The organism is Alkalinema pantanalense CENA528 (assembly GCF_050753345.1).
In the GTDB taxonomy this organism is placed as follows: Bacteria; Cyanobacteriota; Cyanobacteriia; order Leptolyngbyales; family Leptolyngbyaceae; genus Alkalinema; species Alkalinema pantanalense.
The window spans coordinates 1-3,211 of record NZ_JBLZFX010000196.1; the positions used below are offsets into that span (position 1 = coordinate 1).

The following is a 3,211-nucleotide window of genomic DNA, read 5'->3' on the forward strand; positions in this document are numbered from 1 at the left end:
CGAAGCGAGCCGCAATGGATGACACGTTTATGCTCCAAGTCTTAGCCGCTGCGTTGCCCGACTCGGGTAAAGACTCCACCCCTAGTTGTCAATAGCGTTTGAGATGCGCTTACCCTGGCAAGATAAGTTATAAATTGCATTGAGCATCCTCACAATGATTTTATAATTTTTGGGAAACTTGATATGAAGATGATACAGGCTGCGTGGAGTTTACATCAGCAGAATGATTCATTGGCTCATGTATTCCGGTTTTGTGAGTTTCTGAATCATCTGGTTTCTTAGAGGTTGTTTCTTCCAAGGCAGCTTGGGCTTTAATGAACTGAAAATCACAGAGAATTTTTTCAAGGGATTCACTAGTTTGTTGTTTAACTTCTAGCTCGATGCGAAGACTCTCGTTTTTAGCGGAGAGAATGCGATAGGCACTGGCTCGTCGATCGGTGGGATAGGCGAATAGAATGGCTTGGGTCGTTGCTGCACAGGCTCCAAAAATAGCTGCGATGCGAGCATCTTTTATAATAATGCCAGAAACCGTTGCACCCAAACTTAAAGCAATACCTAGTAGTCCAATCCCTGTGCTTAAGGACTGATTCAGTTTTTTAAGGTACTCATATTGTGCGGAGGTTTCCTGAATTAAGTGATATAACTTGTCACGATCGATCGTGGTTGCTTCTGTCATAAATCCTCTCAACAGTCCTTGTAAACATTTTTCGTCATCTAATCTAATGGAGCTTATCTCCTAGAGGAGTTGCCAATATGGGGTTTTCAGGAATTGAGATCACCTCATACTGGCAACAAATTATCAATTCAAGATTGCTAGTTTTTAATGATGTGTAGCCATGCATTCTTGGCATTCACATCTAGCTTTTTCTGACTGTAGAGGTCGCGGGAGTGATCATAATCAGCGGAAGCAACACAGGTTGCATACATTCCATAGCTTGAATAGAGAACGGCTTCACCTGACTTATTATCATCGTGATCGCCTTTGGGAAAGTTGTATTCCGCCCAGGGATCATGAACAATGAAGCGAGATGATAGCGTGGTTGGGTCTGCTTCGTGGCCGATGACTGTAACAACGTGCCCTACCCGCGTAAACCATCCATGGGTGATAAGGACATACCCATCATCCAGCGCTTTTCTAGCATCTGTCAAAGAGCCATCAAGTAGGAACTGGTAGGATTTCACGCGAGGGCGTAGGTAGTTCCCGATAATTGCTGGATCTCCAGCTTTCCCATGGGTGACTAATTCATCCCGGATGCTGTGAATATCAGTCGTTCCCAGTACCATCGCAATACAAGCAGACTGACAAAAATGAGGGTTGGGTTGGGAAACGTAAATGGTTTTAGAGGCTGTGAAAGTAATCACAAATGATTGACCTAATGAATGACGAAGAAATTATAGAAAAGAATAATTAATGATTCAAAAAATAGTAGATGCCCCTATTGTCGTGATGAGTTGGGTGATGTAAAGAATTGCAGTCAAGCTACAAGATTGAGCTTACGATCGACATTAAATAGCTTCAGCGATATCTAATGCTTGAGCAAACTTTTTAGCGTAGCTTTGGATAGCTTCTGCCTGATCGAGTCCGTTAATAATCTTCCTAGCATCAAAGAAATCAACCATTTGTCCTTTATCTGGATCTCCGATATAGTGTTTCAAGGCTTTTCCAGTAAACGATCCTTGGTGCATCCCATAGAACAAAATCACGGCTGCAAATTCAGGTACTTTAACTGCGTCTGGATCTTTAGTGAAGTCTGGGCAGTGTGGATAGAAATGCTGCACGATCGATGTCATCACCGTGTAGTTTCTGCGGCCAGTCAGTTGAACATAGCCACGGCCATGGAACCGCGCACCATCACCGGGTTGATCATTACCTAAGTCTTTTCGCCCCTCGTACAAGTCGGTAAAGTATTGTATTCCGCCATATTCCGAGATGGGCTGCATGGTAAAGGCAGTTTCATGGTAAGTGGTCGCTAACATATAGGCCAGCCAACCAATGCTGCGAATCTCCCAGTTTGTTTTGAACTCTCCGGTGGGTTGCACAGGTGGTGTTTCCCAAAAGTTAAGGATGGCTTCCATCCCATCAACTTGGGGCTGGCTTAATTTGCCATTAAACAAACTGTGCCGCACAGAATTGTAAAACAAGTCCCGTTTCATGATTTAGCTTCCTATGTGATGTAATTGGAATAATGACAACTGGCTTACGTTGATATTGGATTAGCCTGCATTCGAGCCAACGGCCAACATAAAAGATGCACCTCCCAACCCAATGCTCATCAGCATGGGTTGCCCTGACATCAAGCCAATCAAACCTAAACCGCCCAGCACTAGCACAATCACAATAACTACTGCTTTCATTGATCGCTCCAGGGGAATTGAAAATGTTGCTGTATTTTGGTAGAGGCCCGATCGAACAAGCTTATTGAGGGGGACAATTCCAATGCCCTGTTGTCTGCTGTCTAGGATTGACCGCATCATTAAGGTCATTAAGAATTTCGCAGCTGTGGTAAAGCCTGTGAGGATTCTGAGAGAGATGGAATGTTTAGAAGCTGGTTCCCTAACTTGATATATCTAAGATAGGGACTGATAGATGATTTGACTATCGGTAAAAGTCTGAAGTAAGTCTGACAAAGGTCAGTAAAAGTCAGGTTATTACAATAGACCTATTTCTGAACCTATTGCCAGACTTACTTCAGACCGATCGTAGTCCTTGAAATAAGATGGGACTCACTTAAAGCAAAGTGCTTAAATTAGACGTGGTAATGCCTGCACTGATCAATTCCGATCTGTATTGACTGAGGAGGAATTTTCAAAGGTATTCAGTGCTGTAATTTTACATGAACTATAAAGATAATCTCTCAAGCCCAATAGCAAAAAGATCAACCTCATAGCTCTAGTACTCCATCGCTGAGTGAATCCGAATCTACGAAAATAAACAAGTACCTGAACAGGGCTGGTACTAGTAGCTTAAATTAAGCTTACTGGGCCATGCCTCCATTTTTAGAATTTGTGGGAGAATCATTAACCTTCTTCACGGGAGCCATGGGTTCAGTTTTTCCACTTTGTGGCGGTTCTGCATCTGGTACCATATTCCAAAAGGGTGAATGAGTATTAGAGTTGTTGGGAAATAAAACCAGCTCTGGGACAGGGTTTGCCCTGACTGTTATCTAACTTATGCTGCATCTAAGTAGAAGTTCCACAAGCCTGCTGCGTT

General features: G+C 43.2%; 4 protein-coding genes. All 4 read right to left on the reverse strand.

All coding sequences use genetic code 11. The features are described from left to right. Window positions 1–160: 160 nt before the first annotated feature. The 4 genes from ACN4EG_RS27410 to ACN4EG_RS27425 all read right to left on the reverse strand — a co-directional run bounded on the left by ACN4EG_RS27410 (window position 161) and on the right by ACN4EG_RS27425 (window position 2,355). Complete coding sequence (locus ACN4EG_RS27410; RefSeq protein ID WP_431633460.1) at window positions 161–676, reverse strand: hypothetical protein; 516 nt, start codon at window positions 674–676, stop codon at window positions 161–163. A gap of 137 nt (window positions 677–813) precedes the next feature. Continuing rightward, window positions 814–1,362, reverse strand: a complete 549-nt coding sequence (locus ACN4EG_RS27415) for a C39 family peptidase (protein WP_431633461.1) — start codon at window positions 1,360–1,362, stop codon at window positions 814–816. A gap of 144 nt (window positions 1,363–1,506) precedes the next feature. Then, window positions 1,507–2,154: a hypothetical protein gene (locus ACN4EG_RS27420; RefSeq protein ID WP_431633462.1), complete on the reverse strand. Its 648-nt coding sequence runs from the start codon at window positions 2,152–2,154 to the stop codon at window positions 1,507–1,509. A gap of 60 nt (window positions 2,155–2,214) precedes the next feature. Beyond that, window positions 2,215–2,355 (reverse strand): hypothetical protein, encoded by a 141-nt coding sequence (locus ACN4EG_RS27425; RefSeq protein WP_431633463.1) that lies wholly within the window; start codon window positions 2,353–2,355, stop codon window positions 2,215–2,217. Window positions 2,356–3,211: the final 856 nt, after the last annotated feature.